General features: G+C 65.2%; 29 protein-coding genes. 16 read left to right on the forward strand and 13 right to left on the reverse strand.

Features of this window, described 5'->3' with window-relative positions:
• Positions 1-188 precede the first annotated feature (188 nt).
• The 3 genes from serS (at position 189) to surE (ending at position 2,880) form a co-directional block, all read left to right on the forward strand.
• Entirely contained in the window at positions 189-1,520 is a 1,332-nt protein-coding gene (serS, locus tag ACNJYD_RS18435) for a serine--tRNA ligase (RefSeq protein WP_439367334.1), read from the forward strand.
• A 121-nt stretch (positions 1,521-1,641) separates the two neighbouring features.
• Positions 1,642-2,004 (forward strand): hypothetical protein, encoded by a 363-nt coding sequence (locus ACNJYD_RS18440; RefSeq protein ID WP_172783669.1) that lies wholly within the window; start codon positions 1,642-1,644, stop codon positions 2,002-2,004.
• Between the two features lie 108 nt (positions 2,005-2,112).
• Entirely contained in the window at positions 2,113-2,880 is a 768-nt protein-coding gene (gene surE / locus ACNJYD_RS18445) for a 5'/3'-nucleotidase SurE (RefSeq protein ID WP_172783670.1), read from the forward strand.
• A gap of 3 nt (positions 2,881-2,883) precedes the next feature.
• Here the strand turns inward: surE and ACNJYD_RS18450 are convergent, their stop codons facing one another.
• Positions 2,884-3,255: a response regulator gene (locus tag ACNJYD_RS18450; RefSeq protein ID WP_197959430.1), complete on the reverse strand. Its 372-nt coding sequence runs from the start codon at positions 3,253-3,255 to the stop codon at positions 2,884-2,886.
• 228 nt (positions 3,256-3,483) lie between these two features.
• Here ACNJYD_RS18450 and ACNJYD_RS18455 point away from each other — a divergent pair, with 228 nt between their 5' ends.
• Together ACNJYD_RS18455 and ACNJYD_RS18460 are read left to right on the forward strand one after the other, a co-directional pair.
• Positions 3,484-4,134: a protein-L-isoaspartate(D-aspartate) O-methyltransferase gene (locus ACNJYD_RS18455; protein ID WP_439367338.1), complete on the forward strand. Its 651-nt coding sequence runs from the start codon at positions 3,484-3,486 to the stop codon at positions 4,132-4,134.
• Between the two features lie 109 nt (positions 4,135-4,243).
• Complete coding sequence (locus ACNJYD_RS18460; protein ID WP_439367341.1) at positions 4,244-5,629, forward strand: peptidoglycan DD-metalloendopeptidase family protein; 1,386 nt, start codon at positions 4,244-4,246, stop codon at positions 5,627-5,629.
• 171 nt (positions 5,630-5,800) lie between these two features.
• Here ACNJYD_RS18460 and ACNJYD_RS18465 read toward each other — a convergent pair whose 3' ends face one another.
• On the reverse strand, positions 5,801-6,784 hold the full coding sequence (locus tag ACNJYD_RS18465; RefSeq protein ID WP_172783674.1) for an ATP-binding protein: 984 nt from the start codon (positions 6,782-6,784) through the stop codon (positions 5,801-5,803).
• 182 nt (positions 6,785-6,966) lie between these two features.
• Here ACNJYD_RS18465 and yajC point away from each other — a divergent pair, with 182 nt between their 5' ends.
• From yajC to ACNJYD_RS18495, 6 genes are read left to right on the forward strand one after another with little or no spacing between them, the layout of a single operon-like run.
• The gene (gene yajC, locus ACNJYD_RS18470) at positions 6,967-7,335 is read left to right on the forward strand and encodes a preprotein translocase subunit YajC (protein ID WP_439367343.1); all 369 of its coding nucleotides are present in this window, start codon (positions 6,967-6,969) and stop codon (positions 7,333-7,335) included.
• Between the two features lie 47 nt (positions 7,336-7,382).
• Positions 7,383-8,987 (forward strand): protein translocase subunit SecD, encoded by a 1,605-nt coding sequence (secD, locus tag ACNJYD_RS18475; protein WP_172783676.1) that lies wholly within the window; start codon positions 7,383-7,385, stop codon positions 8,985-8,987.
• Between the two features lie 10 nt (positions 8,988-8,997).
• Positions 8,998-10,017, forward strand: a complete 1,020-nt coding sequence (gene secF, locus ACNJYD_RS18480) for a protein translocase subunit SecF (RefSeq protein WP_439367346.1) — start codon at positions 8,998-9,000, stop codon at positions 10,015-10,017.
• 60 nt (positions 10,018-10,077) lie between these two features.
• The gene (locus ACNJYD_RS18485; RefSeq protein ID WP_212257171.1) at positions 10,078-10,461 is read left to right on the forward strand and encodes an Mth938-like domain-containing protein; all 384 of its coding nucleotides are present in this window, start codon (positions 10,078-10,080) and stop codon (positions 10,459-10,461) included.
• The gene (locus ACNJYD_RS18490; protein WP_212257170.1) at positions 10,458-11,321 is read left to right on the forward strand and encodes a phytoene/squalene synthase family protein; all 864 of its coding nucleotides are present in this window, start codon (positions 10,458-10,460) and stop codon (positions 11,319-11,321) included. The genes ACNJYD_RS18485 and ACNJYD_RS18490 overlap by 4 nt, the downstream gene beginning before the upstream one ends.
• A gap of 45 nt (positions 11,322-11,366) precedes the next feature.
• Positions 11,367-12,608: a threonine ammonia-lyase gene (locus tag ACNJYD_RS18495; protein ID WP_212257169.1), complete on the forward strand. Its 1,242-nt coding sequence runs from the start codon at positions 11,367-11,369 to the stop codon at positions 12,606-12,608.
• A 25-nt stretch (positions 12,609-12,633) separates the two neighbouring features.
• Here ACNJYD_RS18495 and ACNJYD_RS18500 read toward each other — a convergent pair whose 3' ends face one another.
• Positions 12,634-14,187: a winged helix-turn-helix domain-containing tetratricopeptide repeat protein gene (locus ACNJYD_RS18500; protein ID WP_212257168.1), complete on the reverse strand. Its 1,554-nt coding sequence runs from the start codon at positions 14,185-14,187 to the stop codon at positions 12,634-12,636.
• Positions 14,188-14,313: 126 nt separating this feature from the next.
• Between ACNJYD_RS18500 and ACNJYD_RS18505 the strand changes: the two genes are divergently transcribed.
• Entirely contained in the window at positions 14,314-14,775 is a 462-nt protein-coding gene (locus ACNJYD_RS18505) for a cupin domain-containing protein (protein ID WP_212257167.1), read from the forward strand.
• 76 nt (positions 14,776-14,851) lie between these two features.
• On the opposite strand, the gene ACNJYD_RS18510 is transcribed toward ACNJYD_RS18505, so the two are convergent.
• The 5 genes from ACNJYD_RS18510 to ACNJYD_RS18530 all read right to left on the reverse strand — a co-directional run bounded on the left by ACNJYD_RS18510 (position 14,852) and on the right by ACNJYD_RS18530 (position 19,559).
• Positions 14,852-16,027 (reverse strand): aminotransferase class V-fold PLP-dependent enzyme, encoded by a 1,176-nt coding sequence (locus tag ACNJYD_RS18510; RefSeq protein ID WP_212257166.1) that lies wholly within the window; start codon positions 16,025-16,027, stop codon positions 14,852-14,854.
• 73 nt (positions 16,028-16,100) lie between these two features.
• The gene (locus ACNJYD_RS18515; protein ID WP_172783684.1) at positions 16,101-16,655 is read right to left on the reverse strand and encodes a CAP domain-containing protein; all 555 of its coding nucleotides are present in this window, start codon (positions 16,653-16,655) and stop codon (positions 16,101-16,103) included.
• Positions 16,656-16,749: 94 nt separating this feature from the next.
• A complete protein-coding gene (locus tag ACNJYD_RS18520) occupies positions 16,750-17,844 on the reverse strand; it encodes an AMP-binding enzyme (RefSeq protein WP_172783685.1) in 1,095 nt (364 codons plus the stop codon).
• A gap of 7 nt (positions 17,845-17,851) precedes the next feature.
• Positions 17,852-19,279, reverse strand: coding sequence for a methylenetetrahydrofolate--tRNA-(uracil(54)-C(5))-methyltransferase (FADH(2)-oxidizing) TrmFO (trmFO, locus tag ACNJYD_RS18525; RefSeq protein WP_212257165.1), 1,428 nt, complete (start codon positions 19,277-19,279; stop codon positions 17,852-17,854).
• Positions 19,280-19,406: 127 nt separating this feature from the next.
• Positions 19,407-19,559 carry a DUF1127 domain-containing protein gene (locus ACNJYD_RS18530; protein ID WP_007590701.1) on the reverse strand — a complete coding sequence of 51 codons (153 nt, stop codon included), beginning with the start codon at positions 19,557-19,559 and terminating at the stop codon, positions 19,407-19,409.
• Between the two features lie 568 nt (positions 19,560-20,127).
• Here ACNJYD_RS18530 and ACNJYD_RS18535 point away from each other — a divergent pair.
• On the forward strand, positions 20,128-20,454 hold the full coding sequence (locus tag ACNJYD_RS18535) for a hypothetical protein (RefSeq protein WP_172783687.1): 327 nt from the start codon (positions 20,128-20,130) through the stop codon (positions 20,452-20,454).
• Between the two features lie 60 nt (positions 20,455-20,514).
• Here ACNJYD_RS18535 and ACNJYD_RS18540 read toward each other — a convergent pair whose 3' ends face one another.
• Complete coding sequence (locus ACNJYD_RS18540; protein WP_212257164.1) at positions 20,515-21,339, reverse strand: lytic murein transglycosylase; 825 nt, start codon at positions 21,337-21,339, stop codon at positions 20,515-20,517.
• A 120-nt stretch (positions 21,340-21,459) separates the two neighbouring features.
• Positions 21,460-22,368, reverse strand: a complete 909-nt coding sequence (locus tag ACNJYD_RS18545) for a DUF2189 domain-containing protein (protein WP_212257163.1) — start codon at positions 22,366-22,368, stop codon at positions 21,460-21,462.
• A gap of 337 nt (positions 22,369-22,705) precedes the next feature.
• Here ACNJYD_RS18545 and ACNJYD_RS18550 point away from each other — a divergent pair, with 337 nt between their 5' ends.
• Positions 22,706-23,107, forward strand: coding sequence for a DUF3597 domain-containing protein (locus tag ACNJYD_RS18550; RefSeq protein WP_211401963.1), 402 nt, complete (start codon positions 22,706-22,708; stop codon positions 23,105-23,107).
• Positions 23,108-23,159: 52 nt separating this feature from the next.
• Here ACNJYD_RS18550 and ACNJYD_RS18555 read toward each other — a convergent pair whose 3' ends face one another.
• Positions 23,160-23,435 (reverse strand): GNAT family N-acetyltransferase, encoded by a 276-nt coding sequence (locus ACNJYD_RS18555; protein WP_172783691.1) that lies wholly within the window; start codon positions 23,433-23,435, stop codon positions 23,160-23,162.
• A gap of 324 nt (positions 23,436-23,759) precedes the next feature.
• On the opposite strand from ACNJYD_RS18555, the gene ACNJYD_RS18560 reads away from it, so the two are divergent.
• Positions 23,760-24,155, forward strand: a complete 396-nt coding sequence (locus ACNJYD_RS18560) for an SPW repeat domain-containing protein (RefSeq protein ID WP_172783692.1) — start codon at positions 23,760-23,762, stop codon at positions 24,153-24,155.
• Positions 24,156-24,206: 51 nt separating this feature from the next.
• Here the strand turns inward: ACNJYD_RS18560 and ACNJYD_RS18565 are convergent, their stop codons facing one another.
• Both ACNJYD_RS18565 and ACNJYD_RS18570 read right to left on the reverse strand, forming a co-directional pair.
• Positions 24,207-24,482, reverse strand: coding sequence for a GNAT family N-acetyltransferase (locus ACNJYD_RS18565; RefSeq protein ID WP_212257162.1), 276 nt, complete (start codon positions 24,480-24,482; stop codon positions 24,207-24,209).
• An 85-nt stretch (positions 24,483-24,567) separates the two neighbouring features.
• The gene (locus ACNJYD_RS18570; protein ID WP_212257161.1) at positions 24,568-24,897 is read right to left on the reverse strand and encodes a hypothetical protein; all 330 of its coding nucleotides are present in this window, start codon (positions 24,895-24,897) and stop codon (positions 24,568-24,570) included.
• A gap of 94 nt (positions 24,898-24,991) precedes the next feature.
• On the opposite strand from ACNJYD_RS18570, the gene ACNJYD_RS18575 reads away from it, so the two are divergent.
• On the forward strand, positions 24,992-25,489 hold the full coding sequence (locus ACNJYD_RS18575; protein WP_439367352.1) for a hypothetical protein: 498 nt from the start codon (positions 24,992-24,994) through the stop codon (positions 25,487-25,489).
• Positions 25,490-25,558: the final 69 nt, after the last annotated feature.

Consider the following 25,558-nt stretch of genomic DNA (forward strand, 5'->3'; position numbering starts at 1 on the left):
GGCTCTACTGTCATTCCCCGCGAAAGCGGGGAATCCAGTACGCTGCAGCCTATCGAGGAATCACGGCCGTCTCTGGAATACTGGATCATCCGCCTTCGCGGATGATGACACCTGTGCTAGGGGAAGCGCCAATGCAAACTTACAACATTTGCCGTTGTATGTTTACGCGCTGATCCAGGACCACGGCCATGCACGACATCAAAGCGATCCGCGACAATCCGCAAGCCTTCGACGCCGGCCTCACCCGGCGTGGCCTGAAGCCGATGTCGGCCTCTCTGCTTGCGATCGACGAGAAGCGGCGTACGGCGATCCTGGCCTCCGAGCAGGCGCAGGCGCGGCGCAACGCGGCCTCGAAGGAGATCGGCGACGCCAAGAAGGCCAAGGACGAGGCGCGTGCGGCCAAGCTGATGGCCGAAGTCGCCGAGCTCAAGACCACGATGCCGGACCTCGAAGCGGCCGCGAAAGCCGCTGACGATGAGCTCGCCAGGGAGCTGTCGGCAATCCCCAATCTGCCGCTCGGCGAGGTACCCGATGGCGCCGACGAGCATGGCAACGTGCAGCGCCATGTCTTCGGCAACAGGCGCAACTACGCGTTCGCGCCCAAACCCCACGACGATCTCGGCGGCGCGCTCGGTGACATGGATTTCGAGACGGCGGCAAAGCTCTCCGGCGCGCGCTTCGTCGTGCTGAAGAAGGGGCTTGCGCGGCTCGAACGCGCGCTCGGTCAGTTCATGCTGAACCTGCATGTCGACGAGCATGGCTATACCGAGATTAACCCGCCGCTGCTGGTGCGCAACGAGATCATGTTCGGTACCGGACAGTTGCCGAAATTCGAGGACGACCAGTTCTGGGCGATCAAGGGCGAGTTGCTCGCCGCGCCCGAATATGAGCGGCTGCAGACTGAACGTCTCGGCATCATTCCGACAGCGGAGGTAGCGCTTACCAACCTGGTGCGCGAATCCATCGTTGACGAGAAGCAGCTGCCGATGCGTCTCACGGCGCTGACGCCGTGCTTCCGCGCCGAGGCGGGTGCGGCAGGGCGGGACACGCGCGGGATGATTCGCCAGCACCAGTTCACCAAGGTCGAGCTGGTGTCGATCACGACGCCGGAGACCAGCAAGGATGAGCACGAACGTATGCTCGCCTGTGCCGAGGAGGTGCTGCGGCGGCTCGGCTTGCACTACCGCGTCATGACGCTGTGCACCGGAGATATGGGTTTTTCGTCGCAAAAAACCTACGACATCGAGGTCTGGATGCCCGGGCAGGGCGAGGGCGGGGCGTTCCGCGAGATCTCGAGCTGCTCGGTCTGCGGCGACTTCCAGGCCCGCCGCATGGATGCGCGCTCGCGCGGGCCCGACGGCAAGCCGCGCTTCGTGCACACGCTGAACGGCTCCGGCACCGCGCTCGGCCGCGCGCTGATCGCCGTGATGGAAACCTATCAGCAGGAGGACGGCTCGATCGCGGTCCCTGACGTGCTCCAGCCCTATATGGGCGGGCTGAAGGTGATCGCACGCGACTAAAGCGTTTTCCCGCGAAGTGGGCACCGGTTCGCGTCCGAAAACGCGGGCATGACGAGAATCGCGTTGCGAAGATCGGGCGGCCGGCTATCCTGCCGGCCCGTCCACGCGAACCCCTCCGTTCATGGCCTTGCACCGCGACATCTTCTGGGTCGGCCGACAATGGGCGGTGACAGGGGCCGGGATCCAGGCCGTCGATCAGCGCCTCCGCGGCGTTCTCGACATCGAGATCGCGCGGCTCTGGGACGACGATCTCGTGCAGAGCCGGCGGGCCAAGCCCGGGGTCAATGCAGCGGATTTCGACAAGGCGCTGACCGTGGCACGCGAACGCTTTCCGCAGGAGCCGACGTCTGACCCGTTCGTGGCGCAGCTGAAGGCGCTCGGCGTCATTGAGGCTTCCGTCGTGAACCAGGTCGTGCCCGCGATGCAACTGCGTGCGGAAGGCCGGCTCGCGCGCTTCCTGCCGCAATGGCGCATTCGCCGCTAGCGGGACCAGCCAGGGAACCAGCCGCCGGACCGCAATCGTCCGGTTTGCCTGATCGGCCCTGGCCGGATAAGACGGCTCAGACCCGCTTTCAGGAATCGAACCTTCCGCATGCGCATTCTCTGCACCAATGACGACGGCATCCACGCTCCCGGCCTCAAGGTCGTGGAGGAGATCGCGCGCGCCTTGTCCGATGATGTCTGGGTGGTGGCGCCCGAGCTCGACCAGTCCGGCGTGTCGCATTCGCTGTCGCTGAACGATCCCTTGCGTCTGCGCGAGGTCGGCCCGCGGCACTTCGCCGTGCGCGGCACGCCGACGGACTGCGTCATCATGGGGGCCCGCCATATCCTGGGTGCCAAGCTGCCCGATGTCGTGCTGTCCGGGGTCAACAAGGGCCGCAACGTCGCCGAGGATGTCGTCTATTCCGGCACCATTGCCGGCGCGTTGGAAGGCACCATCCTGGGATTGCCATCGTTCGCGCTGTCGCAGGAGTTCAGCGTCGAGACGCGCGAACGGCCGCCTTGGGATACGGCGCGCAAATTCGGACCGGATATCCTGCGCAAGGTGATCGCCGCCGGCGTTCCGAAGGACACCGTTATCAACATCAACTTCCCGTCCTGCGCGCCGGAGGATGTGCTGGGCATCCGCGTCACGCGGCAAGGCAAGCGCAATCTCGGCTTCCTCAGGATCGACGAGCGCAGGGACGGCCGCGGCAATCCCTATTTCTGGATCGGCTTCGAGCGCACCGCGATGCTCGACACGCCCGCCGACGGCACTGATCTCGCGGCGCTGCGCGAGCGCTACGTCTCGGTCACCCCGCTCAGGCTCGACCGCACCGACGAAGCGTTTTCGGAGCAGCTGGGCCTCACCCTGAAATAAAGGCTAGCCGCCGCGAAGCGCGGCCTCGATGGTCTTGCCGAGCGCGTCGAGCTGAAACGGCTTCTGCAGCGCCGGCCGGTCGCGGTACTGTTCGGGCAGGCCGGAGGAGCCGTAGCCGGTGGCGAAGATGAACGGGCAGCCCTTGGCCATGATGACATCTGCGACCGGCGAGATGACCTTGCCGTTGACGTTGACGTCCAGAATGGCGAGGTCGAAATCGGTGGATTGCGCAAGCCGCATGGCCTCGGTGATGTCACCCGCCTCGGCGGCTACCTTGTAGCCGAGCTCCTCCAGCATATCCGCGACCATCATTCTGATCATGACCTCGTCCTCGACGAGGAAAACAGAGCGGCCCGAAAGCCCTGTCGCAGTCATGGTTGAGTCCTTGCCCATTCTCGTAAACGTTCGCAGATAACGATAGGCGACGCAATGCGCGTTTCGGCGAACGCAAACCCCACAAATGGCTTAGCGCTTTGAATGCCTGTTGTGGTCAAATGCTGCGCCGAAAGGCTATCATGAGTTCCTGAGCCGGAACAAGATTCTCGTCTCGGGTTCTTGCGGTGCAGTACGGCGATCCGCCAGACGTGATGAGCAATAGCAGCAATGACGCCCGACCAGCAGCCGCCGGAAAAGATGATGTTTCAGCTCACGCTGAGGCGTCGTGGCATCAGCGATCAGGCCGTGCTGCGGACCATGGAAGAGGTGCCGCGCGAGCATTTCGTCGACGAGGCCGATCGCGACGGCGCCTATCGCGACAGCGCGCTGCCGATCGCCTGCGGGCAGACCATCAGCCAGCCCTTCGTCGTTGCCTACATGACCGAGCAGCTCCAGCTCCAGAAGCAGCACCGGGTGCTGGAAATCGGCACTGGCTCGGGCTACCAGGCCGCCGTGCTGTCGCGGCTCGCCGGCCAGGTGCTAACCGTCGAGCGCTATCGCAAGCTGGCCGAGGCGGCACGCGCCCGGCTTGAGAAGCTCGATTGTCACAATGTCGAGGTGATGCTCGGGGACGGTCTCAATCTGCCTCCCAACATCGGCCCGTTCGACCGCATCATCGTCACCGCCGCGATGGAGCAGATTCCGGAGAACCTGGTCGAGCGGCTGGAGGTCGGGGGCATCCTGATCGCCCCCGTCGGCCCGCATCAGGGCGTGCAGACGCTGACCCGCCTGGCCCGGAACGAAACCGGGATCGAGCGCAAGGAACTCGTCGAAGTCCGCTTCGTGCCGGCCCTGCCCGGTGTGGCGCGGGAGCTGTAGAATCCCGGATCGGCAGTGCCGCCAACATCTTATTGTGAGGGTTAAGCCGTTATTTACTCGGCGCGTGTTTACTTAAAACACCAGTTCTGTTGCGTACGAGTGAGTAACCATGTCCGCTGTCGCCGAGTTGCTTTACTCGCGCCGCGTGCCGCAGGTCGCGGTGCTGGCGCTGATCTCCTTCAGCTTTGCAGGGTGCAGCGCCGACATGTCGTCGCGGCTGTCCCAGTCGAACTTCTCCAATCCCTTCGCCTCCGAGCAGACCGGTTCGGTGCAGCAGCCACCGCCGCCGCAGCGTGAGCTGCCGCAATACGCGCGGCCGCAAACGCAGCCCGGTTACTACCAGTCGCAGGCTTTGCCTCCGCCCGCGGTGTCCGCCCCGCAATCCTATCCCGTTGCCTCCGGCAGCGGCGTATCCGGCGGCGGACGCGGCGTCAGTTCATATGCGCCTCCGGCGCAACCGCACCTGGAGACCACGGCTACCGTGCCGCCGCGGTCGGTCGCGGCCGCCCAGCCGGTCGGCGGGACCAAGATCATCGTCGGCACCAGCGATACGCTCGACGTGCTCGCCAAGCGCTATCACGTCACGCCGCAGGCCATCCTGGCCGCCAACGGCTACAAGGGGCCGCGGGCGCTCTCGCCCGGCCAGCAGCTGATCATTCCGTCTGCGGCGACGACAGTTGCACCGGCGCCCACGATGGCTCCGGTTGCGGCTGCGCCTGCTGCGAAGCCGGTTGCGGTCGTCGCCGCACCGCCGAGCACGCACTTCGTCAACCGCGGCGACACGCTGGCCAGCATCGCGCGCAAGAACCACGTCTCGGCGGCAGAGCTCGCCCGTGCCAACGGCCTCGATCCGTCGGCAAAGCTCAAGCTCGGCACCAAGCTGACCGTGCCCGGCGCCAAGACCGCCGCCGTTGCGGCGCCGGTTGCTGCGGCTCCGGTCGCGGCCACACCGGTGGCCGGAACGCTCCAGCCCGTCGCGGCAGCTCCGGCGCCCACGACCAAAATGGCCACTGCCGCCGCGCCCGTGCAGAGCGCGCGTCTCGCCCAGGCCACGAGCAATGTCGAAGAGAAGCCCGCTGAGACGCCGGCGAAGGCTGCGGAGGCCACCGGCGCGCTGCCGACCTTCCGCTGGCCCGTCCGCGGCAAGGTGGTCACGACCTATGGCGCCAAGACCAATGGCAAATCCAATGACGGCATCAATCTCGCGGTGCCCGAGGGGACGCCGGTCAAGGCAGCCGAAGACGGCGTCGTCGCCTATTCCGGCAACGAGCTGAAGGGTTACGGCAATCTGGTTCTGGTTCGGCACTCCAACGGCTACGTCACCGCATATGCCCATGCGAGTGAGCTGTTGGTGAAGCGCGGCGATACCATCAAGCGCGGCCAGGTCATTGCCAAGTCGGGTCAATCCGGGGAAGTGGCGTCGCCGCAGCTCCACTTCGAGATCCGCAAGGGGTCGAGCCCGGTTGACCCGCTTCAATTCCTGAACGGGGCGTGAGGCGCGGGCCCGGAGCAGGGCACGCGATCACCACAAGCACACTGTCGTCGCCCGGCTTGACCGGGCGATCCAGTATTCCAGAGACAGTTATTGTTGAGCCGATTAGCTGCGGCGTACTGGATTCCCCGCCTGCGCGGGGAATGACAGTTGTGGGTGAGGCGACGCTGTTCGCTACTGCGCCGTCAGCTTCACACCGAGCCGTCCCGCCAGCTCCTGCACGAACTGCCAGGCGACGCGGCCCGAGCGGGAGCCGCGCGTCGTCGACCATTCCAGCGCTTCGCGCTCCAGCGCCTCGTCGTCGATCTTGATGCCGAAATGGCTGCAATAGCCGCGTACCATGGCGAGATATTCGTCCTGGCTGCAGCGGTGAAAGCCGAGCCAGAGGCCGAAACGATCCGACAGCGACACCTTCTCCTCGACCGCTTCGCCCGGATTGATCGCGGTCGAGCGCTCGTTCTCGATCATGTCGCGTGCCAGCAGATGGCGGCGGTTGGAGGTGGCATAGAGGATGACGTTCTCGGGCCGGCCTTCGATCCCCCCTTCGAGCACCGCCTTGAGCGACTTGTAGGAGGCATCGTTGCCGTCGAAGGAGAGGTCGTCGCAGAACACGATGAAGCGGAAGGCGGAGGCGCGCAGCTGCTCCATCAGGGCCGGCAGGGTCTCGATGTCCTCACGGTGGATCTCGATCAGCTTGAGCTTGTCGACCGGTTTGCGCTCCGCGTTGATGCTGGCATGCGTCGCCTTCACCAGCGACGACTTGCCCATGCCGCGTGCGCCCCAGAGCAGGGCGTTGTTGGCCGGCAGGCCGTTGGCGAAGCGCTCGGTGTTCTCCATCAGGATGTCGCGCATCCGGTCGACGCCCTTGAGCAGGAACAGCTCGACGCGACTGACCCGCGGCACCGCCGAGAGGCGTCCGTCAGGGTGCCAGACATAGGCATCGGCCCGCTTGAACGACTCGGGCTCGACGGCCGGCGTGCCCCGGGCGGAAAGGTGCGCCGCAATGGTCTCCAGGGCGCGGACGATGCGCTCCTGGGCAAGGTTGGGGCCTGTCTCGGCGATCGCCGCCGTGGGGCGTTTTGCCGCGACGCGGGCGGGCTTGTTGGCAGGGGTGCGGGGGCCTTTGCCGGCCGGGCTTTTGTCTGGTTTCTTGGGCATGTCCGAAGTTCCTGAGAACGCAGCCTTATCGGGCCTCAGGGGCCGCCGCAAGGTGGCCCAAAAGGGCGGTCTGCCAGCGTTGCAATTGGGGCAATGGCCGCTATAGTCCGCGCGAATTTGACCGAACCGGTCGCCCTTGAGGGCCCGACCGGCTTTCCCCCGTTCTCACGAGGATCGTCCGAATGCTGATTACCCCTGCGTATGCCCAGGCCGCGGGCGCCGGCGACACCAACAGCATGTTGATGTCGCTGCTGCCGTTCGCCCTGATCTTCGTGATCATGTACTTCCTGATTCTGCGCCCGCAGCAGAAGAAGGTCCGCGACCACGCCGAGCTCGTGAAGAACATCCGCCGCGGCGACACCGTCGTGACCTCGGGCGGCCTCGTCGGCAAGGTCACCAAGGTGGTCGACGACGACCAGATCGAGTTCGAGATTTCCGACGGCGTGCGCGTGCGGCAGATGCGCCAGATGATCTCGGGCGTTCGCGCCAAGGGCGAGCCGGCGAAAGAAAGCTCGAAGGAAAGCGCCAAGGACGACGCCGCGTCGAAGTGAGCGCTTCCGCGAGCATCTCAAGTCTCCTGATCTGACAGGTCCAGTCGATGTTGTATTTCACGCGGTGGAAGGCGCTCGGGATCATCCTGACGGCGCTGATCGTGTGCCTCTGCGCGGTCCCGAACTTCTTCCCCGAGGCGCAGGTCAAGACGTGGCCGGCCTGGGCGCAGCGCCGGCTTGTGCTCGGCCTCGACCTCCAGGGCGGCTCTTATCTCCTGCTCGAGGTCGATTCCAACTACGTGAAGAAGGAGCGGCTGGACCAGATCCGCGACGACGTTCGCCGGACGCTGCGCGACGCCAAGATCGGCTTTACCGGCGGCGTCACGGTGCGCAACGACGCGGTCGAGGTCCGCATCACCAAGGAAACCGACGTGCAGCCGGCACTCGCCAAGCTGCGCGAGCTGTCCCAGCCGCTGGGCGGCCTCATGGGATCCAGCGGTCAGCGCGACCTCGAGGTGGCTGATGCCGGCGGCGGTGTGATCCGCCTCAGCGTCCCGCAGGCCGCGATGCTCGACCGCATGCGCAAGACCATCGAGCAGTCGATCCAGATCGTCGAACGCCGCGTCAACGAGCTCGGCACCGTCGAGCCCGTGATCCAGCGCCAGGGCAACGACCGCATCCTGGTGCAGGTCCCCGGTCTCCAGGATCCCACCCGCCTGAAGGAGCTGCTGGGCAAGACCGCGAAGATGGAATTCCGCATGGTCGACACCTCGGTGCCGCCGGATCAGGCGCAAGCGGGCAGGTTGCCGCCGGAATCCGAGCTGCTGACGAGCGCATCGCCGCCGCCCACGCCCTATGTGGTCAAGAAGCAGGTGCTGGTCGCCGGCGGCGACCTGACCGACGCCCAGGCGAGCTTCGACCAGCGCACGGGCGAACCGGTCGTCAGCTTCAAGTTCAACACGTCGGGCGCCCGCAAGTTCTCGCAGGCTACCACCGAGAACGTCGGACTGCCGTTTGCGATCGTGCTCGACAACAAGGTGATCTCGGCGCCGGTCATTCGCGAGCCCATCACCGGCGGCCAGGGCCAGATCTCCGGCAATTTCACCGTGCAATCGGCCAACGATCTCGCGATTCTCCTGCGCGCCGGCGCGCTACCGGCGCCGCTCACGGTCGTCGAGGAGCGCACCGTCGGCCCGGGCCTCGGCCAGGACTCGATCGAGAAGGGCGAGCTCGCCGCCTATGTCGGCTCGATCCTCGTTATCATCTTCATGCTCGTGACCTACCGGCTGTTCGGCGTGTTCGCCAACATCGCGGTGGCCATCAACGTCGCCATGATCTTCGGCCTGCTGTCGCTGCTCAATGCCACGCTGACGCTGCCCGGCATCGCCGGCATTGTGCTCACCGTCGGCATCGCGGTCGACTCCAACGTGCTGATCTACGAGCGCATCCGCGAGGAGCTGCGCGGCGGCCGCAACGCGATCTCGGCGATCGATGCCGGGTTCAAGCGGGCGCTCGCGACCATCCTCGATTCCAACATCACCACCTTCATTGCCGCCGCGGTGCTGTTCTACATCGGCACCGGCCCGGTGCGCGGCTTCGCCGTGACGCTCGGCATCGGCATCATCACCACGGTGTTCACCGCCTTCACCCTGACTCGACTGATCGTGGCATGGTGGGTGCGGTGGAAGCGGCCGCAGAGCGTGCCGATCTAGGAGCCTGATCGTGACTTACACCGTTCTCATCGGGCTCGGCGTCCTCATTGCCATCCTCACCGTGGTCGCGGCCCTCGGCCTGTTGCCGTCGCTGCGCATCGTTCCGGACGAGACGCATTTCGACTTCACGCGGTTCCGCCGCATCAGTTTCCCGATCTCGGCCGTGCTGTCGATCGTCGCGATCACGCTGTTCTTCACCCACGGCCTGAACCTCGGTATCGACTTCAAGGGCGGCACGCTGCTGGAGGTGAAGGCGAAGTCCGGCACCGCCGACATCGCGGCGATGCGCACCTCGCTCGACGCCCTGGGCCTCGGCGAGGTCCAGCTGCAGCAGTTCGGCGGTCCCGAGAACGTGCTGATCCGGGTTGCGGAGCAGCCGGGCGGCGACGCCGCCCAGCAGGCAGCCTTGCAGAAGCTTCGCGGCGCGCTCGGCAACAGCGTCGACATTCAGCGCACCGAGGTGCTCGGTCCTCGCGTCGCCGGCGAGCTCCTGGCCTACGGCATGCTCGGCCTGATGCTCGCGATCATCGCGATCCTGATCTATCTCTGGTTCCGCTTCGAATGGCAGTTCGCGCTGGGCGCCATGATCGCCAACGTGCACGACATCGTTCTGACGATCGGCTTCATGTCGATCAGCCAGGTCGATTTCGACCTGACCAGCATCGCGGCGCTGCTGACGATTCTCGGCTATTCGCTCAACGATACCGTCGTCATCTACGACCGCATCCGTGAAATGCTGCGGCGCTACAAGAAGATGCCGATGCCGCAGCTGCTCAACGAGTCCATCAACTCGACGCTGTCGCGATCGATCATCACCCACGTCACGGTGACGCTGGCACTGCTCGCGCTGCTGCTGTTCGGCGGCCATGCCATCCACAGCTTCACCGCGGTGATGATGTTCGGCGTGGTGCTGGTCGGCACCTACACATCGATCTTCATTGCGGCGCCGATCCTGATCTATCTCGGCGTCGGCGAGCATCGCGAAGATGCGCCCGATACGGCGACGCCGGCGAAGAAAAGCAAGGCATGATCCGAACCTCATGCCCTCGCTGGCGTTTGCGAGGGCAGTAAGCCCATTCGGACGAAGCTCATGGCCGGCGATCCCAACGCTCCGCATTTCCCGCGCTCGGCGCCGATCGATGCCTATGGCAAGGGCGGCTTCGCCTTTGCCGGCATGTCGCATCGGGGCTCGCTGCTCTGCCTCCCCGACGCAATCTGGGCCTGGGACGTGACCGACCCCGCGAAGATCGACCGCTATTCGCTGGATCGGGTGTTCGTGGTGGCCAACAGCATCGACACGCTGCTGGTCGGCACCGGAACCGGGCTGTGGCTGCCGCCGCCCGAGCTGCGTCAGGCGCTCAAGGCGGTGAGGGTGGTGCTGGACACGATGCAGACCGGCCCGGCCGTGCGCACCTACAACATCATGATCGGTGAACGGCGGCGGGTTGCCGCCGCGCTGATCGCCGTGCCATGAGCACCCCCCCGCCGCCGCCCGACTCAGTTGTCTTTTGCGCCGATCTCGTGCGCAGCCATGACTTTCCGCGCTACGCTGCGACCCTGTTCGCGCCAGCCGCCGAGCGCCGCGCGTTGCTGGCACTCTACGCCTTCAACGTCGAGATCGTCCGCGTTCGCGACCAGGTGAGCCAGCCCTTGCCCGGCGAGATCCGCCTGCAATGGTGGACCGACATGCTGTCGGGCCAAGTCCACGGCAGCGCCGAGGGCAATCCGGTGGCGGCCGAGCTGCTCCGCGCGATCCGCGATTTCGACCTGCCGGTCGAGCCGCTGTCGCTGCTTGCGGAGGAACACCAGTTCGATCTCTACAACGACCCGATGCCGACCATGGCCGCGCTGGAAGGTTACCTGGCGGCGACCTCATCGGCGCTGTTCGCCCTGGCAGCGCAGGTGTTGGGACCGCCGTCGGAGGCGGCCGAGCATCTCGCCCGCCATGCCGGGCTGGCGCAGGGAATCGTGCAGGTCATCGCCAACCTGCCGCGCGATGCCGCGCACCGGCAATTGTTCGTGCCGCAGCAGGTACTGGAGAGGCACAATTGCAGCATGGAGGATGTGTTCGCCGGCAAGGAGACACCCAATCTCCATGCGGCGCTGGAGCAACTCGCGGGTGAAGCCCGGCAGCATATGACCGCGGCTTCATCGCTGCTGGCGCAGCTGGCGCCGCCGGTGCGGCCGGCATTTCTGCTGCTGCGGCAGGCGCAGGCCGATCTCGCGCGCCTGTCGCGCCCGGGACGCAATCCGTTTACATTGCAGCCGACCTCGCGGTTGCGCACGCTCTGGACGCTGTGGCGCGCCTCGCGATCGCGTGAATTTACCAAATAGACGCCGGCTTATCGCCTGGCCGGGCCAAATGCTCTATGCTGTCCTATGGCTGACATGTCGCAAAACTCGTCCGATCTCAGCGGCCTTCCGGTCGCACCGAAAGACATTCACGCCGCCGCCAAGACCATCCAAGGCGCCGTCGTCGAGACGCCCTGCAGCTACAGCCGCACGCTGAGCAGCATCTGCGGCTGCGACATCTGGCTGAAATTCGAGAACCTCCAGTTCACCTCCTCGTTCAAGGAGCGCGGCGCGCTCAACCGGCTCACCGCGCTGACGCCGGAAGAGCGCGTGCGGGGCGTGATCGCGATGTCCGCGGGCAACCACGCGCAAGGCGTTGCCTACCACGCCAAGCGGCTCGGCATTCCCGCCACCATCGTGATGCCGATCGGCACGCCCATGGTGAAGATCGAGAACACCAGGCATCACGGCGCCGAAGTGGTGGTCACGGGCGCGACGCTGGAAGAGGCGGCCGCTTTTGCGCGAAGCCACGGTGAAGCGCACGGCATGGTCTTCGTCCATCCTTACGACGATCCGCTCGTCATCGCCGGGCAGGGCACGATCGGACTGGAAGTGCTGAAGGCGGTCCCGGAGCTCGACACGCTCGTCGTCCCGATCGGCGGCGGCGGTCTGATCAGCGGGATTGCCATTGCCGCGAAATCGATCAAGCCGTCGCTGCGGATATTGGGCGTCGAGGCCTGGCTGTATCCCTCGATGTACAACGCCATCCATGACGGCAATCTGCCGGCGCGCGGCGATACGCTCGCCGAGGGCATTGCGGTGAAATCACCGGGCAGGATCACCACCGAAATCGTCCGACGCCTCGTCGACGACATTGCCCTCGTCAACGAAGCCGAGCTGGAGCGTGCGGTCGCGACCCTGATCTCGATCGAGAAGACCGTGGTCGAGGGCGCCGGCGCCGCCGGCCTCGCCGCCCTGATGTCCGATCCGTCTCGCTTTGCCGGCGAGAAGGTCGGCCTCGTGCTGAGCGGAGGCAATATCGACACGCGGCTGATCGCTTCCGTGCTCACCCGCGAGCTGGCGCGCGAGGGGCGGCTGACGCAATTGTCGCTCGATATCCCCGACAGGCCGGGGCAGCTCGCCGCGGTGGCGGGGCTGCTGGCCGAGGCCGGTGCCAACATCATCGAGGTCTCGCACCAGCGGACCTTTTCCGATCTGCCGGCCAAGGCGACGCTGCTGCAGCTCGTCATCGAGACCCGCGATGCCGCGCATCTCGACGAGGTCATGGCCAGGCTCAGCGCATCCGGGCTGAGCGCGCGCTGCACGTGAGCGCCACGCGAGGCCGAGCCGAGCGCTACTCGGGAAGGCCTGCAGCGCGGAGGGCGTCGCCCAGCGAAGAGGCCAGCGCCGGCGCGCAGTTGACGCCCTGAAATTGACGGCCATAGCGGAAGGTCGGGTGTAGCTCCAGCACCCGCGCGGCCGCGGCTTTCGCCTCCTGCAATCGTCCCAGCTTTGCCAGCGCTGCGGCCAATTGTACGTAGGTGATGCTGTGGCGAGGGTTGGCCTGAACCGAGCGGTAAGCGGCGCGGCACGCCTCCTCATATCGGCCGCGATGGAAGTGCCCAAGCGCCTGGGCGTCGAATGCCGCGAAAGCCCAGGAATCGAACGGGCTGAGCCGCAGGCCTTGCTCGCTCCACTCGATGGCGCGGTCGGAATCTCCGCCCCAGCCGAGCACGACACTGCCGAGAATGTAGGTCAGCGCCGATGATGGGCTGATGGCGAGCGCGGCCTCGAACGCGGTGAAGGCCGCGGAGCGATCATGCCCGTCCATGCCGATCGAAAAACCCGCGAGCGTGAGCGCAAGCGCGTCATCCTGGCCCTGGGCGATGGCCGAGCGCGCGTGGTGGATCGAAGCCTCGCGATTGGCTTCCTGCAAGCCGGCCCGGAGAAACAAGCAATGATGGCACATCGCCGCATTGCCATGCGCGAGCGCATACGCAGGTTCGAGCGCGATCGCACGTTCGAGCAGCACGAGCGCCTGGGTCACCTGGGCGGGCATGCCGGAATCGACGTCCGGCTGGGCGCGCAGGACGAGATCATAGGCATCCAGGCTGTCCGGCCGCTTGCGCTTGACCCTGTTGATCTCGGCACGCCGCAGGCTGGGTGCGATGGCACCGACGGTCGACAAAGCGATGTCATCTTGGAGCGCGAAGACGTCTTCGGACCGGCGGTCAAATCGCTCGGCCCATACGTGCATTCCGCTCGCCGCATCGATCAACTGGCCGGTGATGCGGACCAGTGTGCCTGTTCTGCGGACGCTGCCTTCCAGGACGTAGCGTACACCAAGCTCGCGGCCGACCTGCTTCACGTCCACCGCGCGGCCCTTGTAGGCGAACGTGGAATTCCGCGCGATCACGAACAGCCAGTTGATGCGTGAGAGCCCGGTGATGATGTCATCGACCATCCCATCGGCAAAATAGTCCTCGTCCGCATCACCGCTCAAGTTCGTGAAAGGCAACACTGCGATCGACGGCCTGTCGGGCAATGCCAGCGGCGGCGCTTGCGGCGTCGCCTGAGCGTGATCCGGATCGGACGGCGTCACGGTGGGGCCGACATAGCGATAGCCGCGGCGCGGCAGCGTTTCGATCCAATGCGTCTCGCCGGAAATGTCTGCCAGCGTGCGCCGCACCGCCGCGATCTGGACGGTCAGATTGCTGTCCTCAACGGCCTGGGCGGGCCAGGCCGCCTCGATCAAGGCATCTTTCGAAACCGGCGCTCCAGCTTTCCGGACGAGGAGGGCGAGGAGCAGCACGGCGCGCCGGCCGAGTCCGGTCGGCTCGGCACCGTGGAACAGGATCCCCGCCTCGACATCGAGCCGAAAGGGACCAAATTCAAGGATCGCGGCCATGCCGAAGAAGGGCACATTTCGCAGGTTTTTTGCAACGTTTTCCGAACGGCTTCACCACTTTCGGGCTCGCCTGGATCACTATCGCTCCAGCCGTGAGGAGCGCTGCAACAAGCGATGGAGGGATACATGACCGCGAAACACGTGATCCGCAGGCCCGGCGAGACCGAAGGGGTCGTGCTGCGCGGCCAACCGATGGGCTTCCTGGTGACCGGCGAGGACACCAGGCACACCAGTATGTTCGACTGGACAGTTCCGGCAGGATTCGCCACCGGCCGGCACGTGCATCGTGTTCAGGAAGAGACGTTCTACATGCTCGAAGGCGAGTGTGAATGGCACGTTGGGGATGAGGTCGTCCGCGCAACCCCCGGGACCTTTCTCTTCATTCCTCCGGGCGTAGCTCACAACATCACAAATGTGAGCGAGAAGCCCGCGCGCGTGGTCATGACCGTCTCCCCACCGGGACACGAGCATTATTTCGAGGAGCTGGCCAAGCTGACGGCGAGTGGGCCGCCGGATGCGAAAGCCATCAGCGCCTTACGCGCCCGCTTCGATACCGACCAACTCTCGGCATTGACGACAAGAGCTTGACGACAAGAGCTTGATGTCAGGCCGGCGCGATGGTGGAGCGACCTCACGGTTGGCCCGGTCGCGCCGCCTCCTCTTGCTATCGTGTCAGGTCCGCCAGATGCGCGAGCAGCCGATCGACCTCGGCTTCCGTGTTGTAGTAATGCGGTGACGCCCGCACGAGATGCGGCAGCGAGCGAAGCTCGGCATCGATGCGCGTGCTCGATGGGTCCGAAGCACCGATCGTGATGCCGGCTGCAGCGGCGCTGGCGACAATGTCTTCCGCCTCGTGCCCGTCCATCGTGAAGCTGACGATCGCACCCGGCGCACGCCCGAGGTCGCGAATGGTGATGCCAGGAAGGGCGGCGAGGCCGCCGCGCAGGCGGTCGGCGAGCGGGCGGCAGCGCTGCTCGATCCGATCGATGCCGATCTCGAGGGCATAATCGACAGCCGCGCCCAGCCCAAGCCGGGCCGCGTAATTATTCTCCCATGTCTCGAAACGGCGGGCATCGTCGCGGAGCCGATATTCATCGCGCGAGACCCAGGGCGCTGCAAAATGGTCGATCATCGGCGGCTCGAGCTGCTGCAGCAGCGCGCGGCGGATGTAGAGAAAGCCAGTGCCGCGGGGGCCGCGCAGGAATTTGCGGCCCGTGGCCGACAACATGTCGCAGCCGATAGCTTCGACATCAACTGTCATCTGCCCGACCGCCTGGCAGGCGTCGAGCAGATAGGGAATGCCATGCGCCCGCGCGATCCTGCCGATTGCCTCTGCCGGATTGACCAGCCCGCCATTGGTCGGAACCCAGGTGATGGCGATCAGTTTCACCCGCTTTTCGATCATCCGTTCGAGCGCGTGGAGGTCGAGCTCACCGCTGGCATCGCTCGGCACCACGTCGATGACCGCGCCGGTTCGCTTGGCGACCTGAAGGAAGGCGACATAATTCGCCGCGTATTCCGCTTCGGCGGTCAGGATCCGGTCGCCCTTCCGAAACGGAAGCGAATAGAACGCCATCTGCCACGCAACCGTCGCATTCTCCACGAGCGCGATCTCGTCGGGTGCGGCATTCAGCAGGCGTGCGACCGAGCCGTAGACCGCATCTAACCGCGGGGCTTCGCGGTCAGCGGCGGCATAGCCTCCGATCTCGCTTTCGAGGTTGATATGCTGCTTCATTGCGGCGACAACGGGGGTCGGCATGAGCGCCGCGCCGGCGTTGTGGAGATAGGCGAGCCGGCTGGTGGCTGGGGTATCGGCACGTATTCGGTCGAGGTCGATCACTCACGCCCTCCGCTTCTTGCGATCCCATGAATTAGGCGCGTTGCCGCGCGCGAGCAAGATGGGCTGGCGCGCCTCAGATGCAGAGGCCGAGCAGCTTGACGTGACAATTGCTGGGCTTTGGCTTGCTGGCCGGAGCGACCTCGCGCTTCACGGCAACGACGGGCTCCTTGTCCTTTTTCTTGCCTTTGCCCTTCGGCTCGTAATCGCCGGCGATGACCATGGCCCAATAGATGCGCTTGCCACTCGCATTCTTGGCGCTGGCAATGCCGACGCGGGAGGCGTTGTGCAGCAACAGGTTCTTGCGGTGCCCGGACGAGTCGATCCACTGGCCCAGCGTCTTCTCGAAATTGTCGTAGCCGTAGGCGATGTTCTCGGCGGCGCGGCCCGCACCGGCCGGTGCGACCCGGCGATTGAACGGGCCGAGCGCGTCGTGGCTGAGGTCGTCCTTCGCTGCCATCGCGCGGGCCTGATCCATGGCGATGCGATCGAGGGTGGCGTCGCGGACGACGCGGGCCTCACCATGCTTGAGACGGAAGCTGGAGATCAGCTCGGCCGGAGAGTCCGCCAGCGCGGGCGCGCCCGCCAGCAGCACAAGACCAGCGATGATCCCGCCAACCACACGATGCATCATCGTCCCCCGACCGCCCATGATCTCTGCGAGCCCTGCGTGATCCAAGCGCTTCTCGGTCGCCATTGTGGAGGCTTCAAGGCGCAGATTCCGCTTAGCTCGTTGGGAGCTTCGCTTCGAAATTGAAGCGGTCGCGCAGGTTCTTGCGCTGCTCCAGGATGTCCTTGAGGAAGGCGCGGTCCTGCTCGTTCTTCATCATCGGCTCGATCAGGTCGAGCTGGTTCATGGCGACCAGCTGCAAGACCTCGGTGCGCGGCTTGCCGCTGCTGTTGCGTGGCAGGGCGTGCACGACCTGGATGTGCTCGGGCGGCTTCGGCCCCTTGGCGGCGGCAAGCTCGCTGCGGAGCTGGCCTTCGAGCGCGGCGTGATCGGCCTCGACGAAGGCGTAAAGTCCGACGCCGGAGCGGCGGTCGGCAAAGGCGACGATGGCGGCGTCGCGCACGGCGGGATTGCGGCGGATCAGCTCGGCCAGCACCGGCGCGTCGTTGACGAGCCGGCGGCCGCCGCCCTCGCGGTCGGTGAAATTGAACAGGCCGCGGGTGATGGCGCGATAGACCTTCTTGCCGGTGGCGAGCCACAGGCTCGCGGCGAACGACTTCCTCGCCAGGATCTTTCGCTCGCGCGGCGTCAGCGCCTCCGGCGCGTAGGAGCGCTTGTGCTTGAGCAGATGCCGGAGATCTTCATAGGCGAGGATGCGATAGAGCCGGCCGCGGCGCTTGAAGCACGCGGCGAGCTGGAAGTCGGTCACATAGGCGCGGCCGTCGCGGCCGACCAGCCAGTTCTGCTCCTTGGCGAGATCGTTGTGGCAGATGCCGGCGCGGCGCAGCCGGCGCAGTGCGGCCTTGGCCGAGCGGAAATAGGCGAGATCGCCATGGGGCTTTGCCAGATGCAGCGCGACGCCGTCGACGAAGCCGCGCACCAGAGCGCGGCGCCCTGCCCATAGCAGTTCGGGACCGACGTCGAGGCCTTTGGCGCGCACCAGGGCATGCTTCTCGCGGGCGAACAGGTGGCGTGCCAGCAGGAACGACCACCAGGGCACCTCGTCCAGCCGGCGCAATACCGCATCGATCTCGCCGCTCTCGCTGCGGAAGCGGCCGCGCTCGACGGTCGAGAACACGTCGCGCTTGAGCAGCACGCCTTCGGTCCAGCGCGCCGACAGCTCTGCGGCGTCGTCTTTGGGCAGGCTCATCGCAAACTCACGCGGCGGCGGCAATGCGCAGGTGATCGGCGATCCAGCGATCGAGATCGGCGAGCGCCCGTGCGCTCAGCGCCTGCTTCTTGGCCACCGTCTTCTCGTTGCCGCGCAGCCGTGTGCCGTCGGGCTTCTTGGTCGGCACGGTCGCGAGCGGCGGGAATAGGCCGAAATTGATGTTCATCGGCTGGAACGAGCGCGTGCCCGGCTCGATGGTCTCGATATGGCCGCCAGTGATGTGGCCGAGCAGTGACCCGAGCGCGGTCGTGCCCGGCGGGCTGACAAGCGCCTCGCCACGTGCGTCCGCGGCTGCGTAGAGACCGGCGATCAAGCCGACGCTGGCGGATTCCACATAGCCCTCGCAGCCGGTCATCTGGCCGGCGAAACGCAGCCGCGGCTGCGCACGCAGGCGCAACTGGCCGTCGAGCAGCTTTGGCGAGTTCAGGAAGGTGTTGCGATGCAGGCCGCCGAGGCGGGCGAATTCGGCGTTCTCCAGCCCCGGAATGGTGCGGAAGATGCGTTGTTGCTCGCCGTATTTCAGCTTCGTCTGGAACCCGACGATGTTGTAGAGCGTGCCGAGCTTGTTGTCCTGGCGCAGCTGCACGATTGCGTAGGCCTTGGTCGTGGGATCGTGCGGATTGGTGAGGCCGACCGGCTTCATCGGACCGTGGCGCAGCGTCTCGGGGCCGCGCTCCGCCATCACCTCGATCGGCAGGCAGCCGTCGAAATAGGGCGTGTTGGTCTCCCACTCCTTGAACTCGGTCTTCTCGCCGGCGATGAGCGCGGCGACGAAGCCGTCATACTGCTCCTTGGTCATCGGGCAGTTGATGTAGTCGGCGCCGTTGCCGCCGGGGCCGACCTTGTCGTAGCGCGACTGGAACCAGGCCACCGACATGTCGATGGATTCGCGGTGCACGATCGGCGCGATCGCGTCGAAGAAGGCTAGCGCGCTCTCATCCGTGAGCTCGCGGATGGCATCAGCCAGTGGCGCGGAGGTGAGGGGGCCGGTGGCAACGATGACATTGCTCCACTCGGCCGGCGGCAGGCCTGAAACCTCGCCACGGGCGATCTCGATCAGGGGATGGTCGTTGAGCGCCTTGGTGACGGCAGCGGAGAAGCCGTCGCGATCGACTGCGAGTGCGCCGCCGGCGGGCACCTGGTTGGCATCGGCGGCGCGCATGATCAGCGAGTCGAGCCGCCGCATTTCCGCATGCAGCAAGCCGACGGCGTTGTTGGCGGCGTCATCCGAGCGAAACGAGTTGGAGCAGACGAGCTCGGCGAGCCCGTCGGTGCGGTGCGCCTCGGTCATGCGGGTCGGCCGCATCTCGTGCAGCGCCACGGGCACGCCGGACTTCGCAACCTGCCAGGCGGCTTCGGAACCGGCGAGGCCGGCACCGATCACGTGCACGATGTTGGATTGGGGTCCTGTCATGGGGCGGACAGGTAGCGCTTTTCGGCGGAGAGTGGAATCGCCGAGATCGAGTTTTCTGCCATCAGAAACGACAACGCCCGCACGAGGCGGGCGCTATCGGTCCGTTCCGGTGAAGGGCTGAACGATATCAGCCCTGGTACTGACCGGCGGCAACGCGCGGGATGTCCGAGCGATCGAGGCCGATGTCGGCCAGTTCGCGGTCGCTGAGCTGGGACAACTCGGCAACATTACGCTGATAGTCCCGGAAGGCCTGGATCATGCGGATGAGCGAGAGCAGCATTGGTAGTCTCCTGTAGTTCGATTCAGCTCTTGCTTCGAGCCTCATCGTTGAAATGAATATAGGTGAGAGTGGTGCAGTGCGAAAGTTCCGATGTTGCGATGCAGCTAAGCGAAGAGCGCATAGCACCGGTAAGAAGCGATTAACCTCTTGGCACTCCCGCCCAACAGCTGGGCGGCAGCGATCGGTTTTCGCAGCAAACGTCCGTGAAATCACGGGCTTATGTTTGGATTTGCGGTGCCGACGGGGGTCGAAGTATGTCGCGTTCCAGTGATCCGCAACAGGATGGGATAGCGTCTGGGCCCAAGTCTCGCATGCGCGAATCGCATGATCTGCTCGGAGAAAAAGTGAATCTATATTCATGTGTCGAGAGGCCGAAATTGGATCGCCATTGATCCTGAGGCTCTCTGTTGCGCAGTTGGTGCCGTGTACACACGCGATGCGTTAGGGCCTCCATTACGAAGTTGTAATGAAAATCAGAAATTTCGCATGCGGCTCTGCGCGGCGCGCAGCATCACGCAAATCTCGCGGGGAATTTATTGCGGCAAGTTGCCGCAACCGGAGGAAAGTCATGTCGCAGATTCCGGCAATGTCGCCGGTTCTGGCCCAAGAACAAGAGAAGGAAAGTAACATCATGACGAAGTTACTCGGGGTTATCGCAGTCGCCGCTGTTGCACTCGCCGTCGCGCCGGCCCAGGCCGCCAAGCACGCCATGGGCGGCTGCAGCGGGGCCAATCTGGAGAAAACTGAGACGGCGATCGAAAACATGGCCGACGGTGACAGCAAATTTGTCGCGCAGAAGGAGATCGCTGCGGCTCAGGACTCCCTGCTCAACGGCAAGATGGGTGCGTGCGGCGCGCATCTGAACAAGGCAATGCTCGCCACCATGGGCAAGTAAACGCACCCAAGCGAGGGCCGGTCGCTCGCGATCGGCCCATGCATTTTGTCGCGTGTTGTTTCAGGGAGCGCGTGCGAGCTGGGCGGCAAAATAGGCGACGGTCTTGGAGTAGACCTCGCTCTTGTTCCACTGCTTGAGCACCTCAAAGTTCGGACTGCCCGGCTGCCAATCCTTGCCCTTCTGCCAGCCATAGCCGGCCAGATAATTGGCGGTGGAGGCGAGCACGTCGGGCGCGTTATGCAGCAGATCGCGCTTGCCGTTGCCGTCGAAGTCGACGGCATATTTCATCCAGGATGACGGCATGAACTGGGTCTGGCCGAGCTCGCCGGCCCAGGCGCCTTTCATGTCGGCAGGCGCAAGATCGCCGCGCTGGACGATGCGCAGCGCATCCAGCAGCTCGGCGCGAAACTGCTCGGAGCGACGGCAATCGTAAGCGAGCGTTGCAAGCGAGCGGATCGTTGCGAACTTGCCCGTGTTGACGCCGAAATCGGTCTCCAGACCCCAGATCGCGACCAGGACCTCGCCGGGCACGCCATAGGCCTGCTCGATGCGCGACAGCACCGAGCCGTATTGCTTCATCCTGTTGGCGCCGCGCTCCAAGCGCGGCGGCACCATGCGGCCGGAGAACTCCTCGAAGGTCTGGGTGAAGACCTTTTGCGAGCGGTCGCGGTTGACCACGCTCGGATCGAGCGTGACGCCGGCAAGCCCGGCGGTGATGGCCTGCTGCGAGATGCCTTTCGCCGCAGCGTCGGTTTTGAAATCAGCCAGCCAGGCGTCGAAATTGCCCGAGCCGCAGGCAACCGCGGCGGGCGCTGGCCGGACTGAGAGAAGGGACGCGGAGACGATGAAGGCTGCGAGAGCAAGACGAGAAATCGTCGGAGTCATCAGATGAAATGGATTTCCGTGAATTGATCTGACCGGCAGCATAATCTCGGCTGTAACCGCGGCCAAAGCAAGGCGTGCGGCCCTGTCCGAAACGGGGCAGGGCCGCACGTCACGAGATTGTCAGGCGTCCGTCCGATTCCGCCACGGGAAGAGGTTTGCCGGGAAGTCGGCGGCCGGCTTGCGCGGCCGATGCGGCGGAGGCGGCACAGGGCGTGCGCCCGGATCCGACACGATCACCTTGCGATAGAGGTGCCACGTGGCGTGCCCAAGCAGGGGGACCACAACGGCAAGGCCGAGGAAGGCCGGGATCGTGCCGAGCGCGAGCAGCACCGCCACGATCAGGCCCCAGGCCGCCATCGGCACCGGGTTTCTCGCGACCACGCGCAGCGAAGTGCTCATCGCCTCGAACGCACCGGCATGGCGGTCCAGCATCAAGGGGAACGACACGGCACTGAGACAGAGTGCGGCGAGCGCGAACAGGAAGCCGGTGCCGCAGCCCACCACGATCAGCCACCAGCCTTGCTGCGTCGTCAGCACGCGCCTGATGAAATCCGAGAATCCGGTGACGCCCTCGTAGCCGAACGCCGCGACGTAAATCGCTTGTGCGGTTGCCACCCAGGTGACGAACAGGGCGAGCAGCAACGTGCCGAGACCGAGCATCGCACCGAACGAAGGCGAGCGCAGCACCTCCATGGCATCCCAGGCGCTGGCCTCCTCGTAGCGTTCACGTCGGCTGGAGAGTTCGTAGAGGCCGAGGGCTGCGAACGGGCCGATCAGGGCGAAGCCCGCGGCCAGCGGAAACAGCAGCGGCAATATGGAATAGCCCATCACCACGCGGGCGAGCACGAGGCCCAGCACGGGATAGATGACGCAAAGGATGATGGCGTGGCTCGGAACCGCCTTGAAATCCTCCCAGCCGCGCCGGAGCGCCTCGTGCAGATCAGACAGTTGGATGGTTCGGATCACAGGTCCAGCCGCATCCGCGGGCTGGGCCATCGTGGGTACATTGCCCTGATAGAGTGTCGCCATGGTCGCTAGCTCCCTTGCCGGGCAGCCGCACTCGGCGCCGGCAAACGGCGCAAGCGGCCGCTCTTCTCTGAGTTTCGCGATTCCAACCAGACGCGAATTCCGGACGGGATCGCGAGTTGAATGTAAAGGCTACTCCCAATTCCGAGTCCTGTCCCTCACGCCTGGGTGAAATTCGATGCCGCAGTGCAACCTCGATGATGTCATTCGGTCGTCATTTCGCCGCAGATAAGCTCATGCTGCCTGGTGGTTCGCAGAACTCCGCGGGCGCAACGCAGTGACTTCGTCTATAAGGGGCCACTCAAGGCCCTTCCAATGGATCCTTTTCGGGGAAGCAGACATGAGCATTTTCGGGAAAATCATGAGCGCGATCTTCGGCAGCCAGCCGGCTTCCGCCGCGCCGGCCGGTGGCGCAGCGCCGGGCAGTGCCCCCGCTGGGACCGCGCCGGGCGCATCGGCGCCGGCATCAGCGCCCATGGCGGCCGTCGACGTCGCTGCCATCGTCGACAAGGCCGTCGCCGCGCACAAGGGCGAGAAGCTGGAATGGCGTACCTCGATCGTCGACCTCATGAAGGCACTCGACATCGATTCCAGCCTGGCCGCGCGCAAGGACCTCGCCAAGGAGCTCGGCTATAGCGGGGACATGAACGACTCCGCCAGCATGAACGTCTGGCTGCACAAGCAGGTGATGTCCAAGCTTGCCGCCAATGGCGGCAAGCTGCCGCCTGAGATCAAGCACTGACCCGGCGTCGGTCGTGCCGTAAGGGCCCGCGATCGCGCGGGCCCTTTTGCGTTCAGGCGACCAGATCCGCATCCTCCGGATGCCGGTCGAGATAGTCGACGACGAAGCCGCAGCCGGCGATCACCTTCTTGCCGTCGCGCCGGATCAGCTCGAGCGCGCCCTTGACCAGCTCGGAGCCGATGCCGCGCCCGCGCAGCGCGCGCGGCGTTTCGGTGTGGGTGATGATCACGGCCGATGGCGTCAGCCGGTAATTGGCGAAGGCCATGTCGTTGCCGACATCGAGCTCGAAGCGCCTCCTGTCCTTGTTGTCGCGTACCGAAGCCGCCATGCGGGATCCTTCCAAGCTGCAGATTGCTTCCTGATCTAGGAGCCTGACACGGCCCTTGCCAAGATGAGACCAAGGGAGATCGGCGCAGAGGAGATATCTGCAAATGCGCGCCGCCGTCACCGCATTGCAGTATGGACTTGGCGCGCCGCGAGCACGGTCCCGCGACCCGCAAAAAAAATCCCTGATGCCGCTCTTGCAAGCCGCACTTCGGTTCCCACGTCCTGGAAAGGACATACGCCCGAATGCGGCCGGCAGGGTCGCTAGACATTCGGAGTGTCATGATCGCCAGCCGCAGACGTATGCCTCTTTTGCAGGGAGGGTACGATGTCGGACTCTGGTTTCTTTAATACTCATCGAACGTGGGAAGACTGGTGCGGGATGCTGCTGGGTGCGGTGATCGTGGCCTCGCCGTGGTTTCCGATCCAGGATCAGGCGATCGCCGGTCACCAGACGGCGATCCTGAACACGGTTGCGATCGGCCTGGTCGTGTTTGGCATCAGCCAGCTCGAATACGTCGCTTTGCAGCGCTGGCAAGAGGTGACGACGATCCTGGTCGGACTGTGGCTCATCGCCTCGCCATACGCGCTCGGCTATTCAGGCGAGGGCTTCCTCCGCATCTATCACACGAGCCTTGGTGCGGTGGTGGTGCTGCTCGGCGTTCTCCAGCTGTGGCAGGACTGGGACATGAACGACCAGGACTTGCTCAAGCACGGACAATAGGGCCGTAAGTCAACGACGGGCCCGCCAGCCACTGGCGGCGGGCCTGTGCACTCACCGTGTCACGAGATCCGCATAGTCCGGGTGCTTGTCGATCCATGCCTTCACGAACGGGCATTGCGGGATCAGCTTCAATCCGTTCGCTCGGACCTGGTCGAGCGCGCCTTGCACCAGCTTCGAGCCGATGCCCTTGCCGCCAAGCTCCTTCGGCACGTCGGTATGCTCGAAGGTGATGACATCGCCGTCGAGCCTGTAGTGCTCGGTCGCAAGGTGACCCTCCACCTCGAGCTCATAGCGGTGATGGTCCTTGTTGTTGATGACGTCGCTCATATCGTTGCCTTGCAGCTGCCGGCCCCCGCGCACGAGATCGTAACGCGCGGTCCGGCCGGCGGTTTCCGATCCGAAGCCGTTCGGTTCAATCGGTCGCTTTGGCCAGCCTGGACTCTTCGGCCTGTGGCGGCGGGCGAAGGCAGCCCTGGCAGATGACCAGGGATCGGTTCACCCTGGCGTCCTGTTCGGCATCGATGCCGTCCTGCGCCTCGACTTGCGCCCTGTTGCGCTCGGAGCGGGCGGCAGTCCGGGTTGGCTGTGAGGCGGCGAGCGGCCGATTGGGATCCTTGCCGGCGCCATCCCAGGCATAGCGCGCAGGCTTGAAGGCGGGATCGGACGCAAGATGCGCTTGCGGAGAAGCGGCACATCCGGCGAGCGCCAGCGACAACAGGAGGAGGGCGGGCGCTTTGACCATGATGGGGCACTCTGTACGCGACAATCGATGAACGTTGCGCCGATCATGTTTAAAATTCCCTGAACGATAATTGCTCCGCTGGCGACAAACGCGCATGCGCTATCTCATCCTCATGCTCGCTCTGTTCGCCTCGGCTGCGCGCGCCGACGACGCAAAGCCGTTCAATCCGGCCGACTATCCGCCAGGTGTGCAGAAGGCGCTGCGCTACGCCAATGAGGAATGCGAGAGCCAGGAGGGTGGCGCGGTGACCTTCGCGCCGAACACCGTGCGCAAGATCGACCTGACCGGCGATGGTCGCGAGGACTACATCGTCGATTTCCAGGACACTAAATGCGGCGATCGCGAGACGACCTATTGCGGAACCGGTGGCTGCATCATGAAGATCCTGGTGACGCTGCCGGACGGCAGCGTGCGCGAGGTGTTCGACGGCTACGTCCTCCGCTACAAGGTCATGGCCCCACCGGTAAAGCGCGGCGCCGCGCGCACCATCCGCTTCGATCTGCATGGCAGCTTCTGCGGCGGCTTTGGTGCGCAGGCCTGCTGGAAGACCAGGACCATCACGGCGACGCCATTTGCATTCAAGCAGCCGTAGGGCAGGTCCGCGGCAGCCGGCCTTGCAGGGCCGCCGGCGTTGGCGATAAATGGGCTGCAATGAACGGAC

It is taken from the genome of Bradyrhizobium sp. SPXBL-02 (assembly GCF_051853065.1).
Taxonomy (GTDB): domain Bacteria; phylum Pseudomonadota; class Alphaproteobacteria; order Rhizobiales; family Xanthobacteraceae; genus Bradyrhizobium.

What these genes read in the sequence shown, in the direction of transcription:
- ACNJYD_RS18515 (WP_172783684.1), bottom strand. Translation starts at nt 16,655, where the DNA reads ATGCATCGTGTGGTTGGCGGGATCATCGCTGGTCTTGTGCTGCTGGCG.
- ACNJYD_RS18500 (WP_212257168.1), bottom strand. Translation starts at nt 14,187, where the DNA reads ATGGCCGCGATCCTTGAATTTGGTCCCTTTCGGCTCGATGTCGAGGCG.
- trmFO (WP_212257165.1), bottom strand. Translation starts at nt 19,279, where the DNA reads ATGACAGGACCCCAATCCAACATCGTGCACGTGATCGGTGCCGGCCTC.
- ACNJYD_RS18465 (WP_172783674.1), bottom strand. Translation starts at nt 6,784, where the DNA reads ATGCCCAAGAAACCAGACAAAAGCCCGGCCGGCAAAGGCCCCCGCACC.
- secD (WP_172783676.1), top strand. Translation starts at nt 7,383, where the DNA reads ATGTTGTATTTCACGCGGTGGAAGGCGCTCGGGATCATCCTGACGGCG.
- yajC (WP_439367343.1), top strand. Translation starts at nt 6,967, where the DNA reads ATGCTGATTACCCCTGCGTATGCCCAGGCCGCGGGCGCCGGCGACACC.
- ACNJYD_RS18455 (WP_439367338.1), top strand. Translation starts at nt 3,484, where the DNA reads ATGACGCCCGACCAGCAGCCGCCGGAAAAGATGATGTTTCAGCTCACG.
- ACNJYD_RS18560 (WP_172783692.1), top strand. Translation starts at nt 23,760, where the DNA reads ATGTCGGACTCTGGTTTCTTTAATACTCATCGAACGTGGGAAGACTGG.
- ACNJYD_RS18530 (WP_007590701.1), bottom strand. Translation starts at nt 19,559, where the DNA reads ATGCTGCTCTCGCTCATCCGCATGATCCAGGCCTTCCGGGACTATCAG.
- ACNJYD_RS18540 (WP_212257164.1), bottom strand. Translation starts at nt 21,339, where the DNA reads ATGACTCCGACGATTTCTCGTCTTGCTCTCGCAGCCTTCATCGTCTCC.
- ACNJYD_RS18570 (WP_212257161.1), bottom strand. Translation starts at nt 24,897, where the DNA reads ATGGTCAAAGCGCCCGCCCTCCTCCTGTTGTCGCTGGCGCTCGCCGGA.
- surE (WP_172783670.1), top strand. Translation starts at nt 2,113, where the DNA reads ATGCGCATTCTCTGCACCAATGACGACGGCATCCACGCTCCCGGCCTC.
- ACNJYD_RS18460 (WP_439367341.1), top strand. Translation starts at nt 4,244, where the DNA reads ATGTCCGCTGTCGCCGAGTTGCTTTACTCGCGCCGCGTGCCGCAGGTC.
- ACNJYD_RS18495 (WP_212257169.1), top strand. Translation starts at nt 11,367, where the DNA reads ATGGCTGACATGTCGCAAAACTCGTCCGATCTCAGCGGCCTTCCGGTC.
- ACNJYD_RS18505 (WP_212257167.1), top strand. Translation starts at nt 14,314, where the DNA reads ATGACCGCGAAACACGTGATCCGCAGGCCCGGCGAGACCGAAGGGGTC.
- serS (WP_439367334.1), top strand. Translation starts at nt 189, where the DNA reads ATGCACGACATCAAAGCGATCCGCGACAATCCGCAAGCCTTCGACGCC.
- ACNJYD_RS18520 (WP_172783685.1), bottom strand. Translation starts at nt 17,844, where the DNA reads ATGAGCCTGCCCAAAGACGACGCCGCAGAGCTGTCGGCGCGCTGGACC.
- ACNJYD_RS18555 (WP_172783691.1), bottom strand. Translation starts at nt 23,435, where the DNA reads ATGGCGGCTTCGGTACGCGACAACAAGGACAGGAGGCGCTTCGAGCTC.
- ACNJYD_RS18575 (WP_439367352.1), top strand. Translation starts at nt 24,992, where the DNA reads ATGCGCTATCTCATCCTCATGCTCGCTCTGTTCGCCTCGGCTGCGCGC.
- ACNJYD_RS18550 (WP_211401963.1), top strand. Translation starts at nt 22,706, where the DNA reads ATGAGCATTTTCGGGAAAATCATGAGCGCGATCTTCGGCAGCCAGCCG.
- ACNJYD_RS18450 (WP_197959430.1), bottom strand. Translation starts at nt 3,255, where the DNA reads ATGACTGCGACAGGGCTTTCGGGCCGCTCTGTTTTCCTCGTCGAGGAC.
- ACNJYD_RS18490 (WP_212257170.1), top strand. Translation starts at nt 10,458, where the DNA reads ATGAGCACCCCCCCGCCGCCGCCCGACTCAGTTGTCTTTTGCGCCGAT.
- ACNJYD_RS18565 (WP_212257162.1), bottom strand. Translation starts at nt 24,482, where the DNA reads ATGAGCGACGTCATCAACAACAAGGACCATCACCGCTATGAGCTCGAG.
- ACNJYD_RS18485 (WP_212257171.1), top strand. Translation starts at nt 10,078, where the DNA reads ATGGCCGGCGATCCCAACGCTCCGCATTTCCCGCGCTCGGCGCCGATC.
- ACNJYD_RS18440 (WP_172783669.1), top strand. Translation starts at nt 1,642, where the DNA reads ATGGCCTTGCACCGCGACATCTTCTGGGTCGGCCGACAATGGGCGGTG.
- ACNJYD_RS18535 (WP_172783687.1), top strand. Translation starts at nt 20,128, where the DNA reads ATGTCGCAGATTCCGGCAATGTCGCCGGTTCTGGCCCAAGAACAAGAG.
- ACNJYD_RS18545 (WP_212257163.1), bottom strand. Translation starts at nt 22,368, where the DNA reads ATGGCGACACTCTATCAGGGCAATGTACCCACGATGGCCCAGCCCGCG.